The sequence below is a fragment of the Stenotrophomonas maltophilia group sp. RNC7 genome, assembly GCF_030910085.1.
Taxonomy (GTDB): Bacteria; Pseudomonadota; Gammaproteobacteria; order Xanthomonadales; family Xanthomonadaceae; genus Stenotrophomonas; species Stenotrophomonas sepilia.
In genome coordinates this window covers 1-800 of the sequence record NZ_JAVFVN010000798.1, presented here as the reverse complement: position 1 = coordinate 800, position 800 = coordinate 1, and the positions used below count along the sequence as shown (strand labels likewise).

Annotated in this window: 2 protein-coding genes; both read right to left on the bottom strand. The window is 48.5% G+C overall.

Features of this window, described 5'->3' with window-relative positions; all coding sequences use genetic code 11:
* Positions 1 to 355: hypothetical protein (locus tag RCF13_RS19315; RefSeq protein WP_308141460.1), on the bottom strand; the 355-nt coding region annotated here is incomplete at its 3' end.
* Positions 356 to 509: 154 nt separating this feature from the next.
* A partial coding sequence (locus RCF13_RS19310) for a hypothetical protein (protein WP_308141459.1) occupies positions 510 to 800 on the bottom strand: 291 nt, incomplete at its 5' end.

Here is an 800-nt window from a genome sequence, read left to right as displayed (position 1 = left end):
GTCGCATCACCATGTCATGGTGTTTCTCAAATCTGTCGGCTTCCGCACGCATGGCTGCAAAATGCGACGTCACGGTCGATTTCCAATTAGATTTCAAGCCACGCGCAATGGCTTTGTCGATACCGTTTCTCTCGATTTGATCGATAAGATTCTTCCACGATCTTGTGATCGCATCCATCTCTCGCGGCGTGGCTTTCAGCTTGTTCAACGATTGCTGAAAGTTGGAACCCCAGCCAATACCGCCAAGCGATTTGGCATTTCTCTCAACATTCTTGAGCGCATCGCTAACGCTCTTCGCTTCTCGCGTATCGGCTTTGATCCGAAGCAAAAGCTCGCCAATTAATGTTCGTGCCATTGTGGCCTCCGTTGTAGAATTCTATCGAATTTTACCGGTGGAGATCACAACGGCACTTGGTCGAATCCGGCAAATGCGTCGCGTAAATTCAAGGCTGAAACGTATAAGCCCCGCTCTGTGAAGCCATTTGAAGTATAGAGCGAGGCTTTAATGGTTAAATGCGAACCATGTGCTGGTATGCGAGTTTCATGTCGCCCATCATCTTTTTCAGATTTTCTGAGACAAGACCTTCAAATTCATCAGCGATCTGTTGGGCCGCCCGATCCGACGACATCACCATTCGATATTCTGGAGATCCGAACAAATCGTAATGCAGCACGTTTTTCGCCGCCACCGCGCAAGCAGTGAGGATGGCAGCAAGCTTCTTGTATTCGTCCGCTAAAGCTTCAACGCGCTTGCTATGTTCAGAAATTGATCTCTGAAAATCGTCTTGGGCCGATGATAC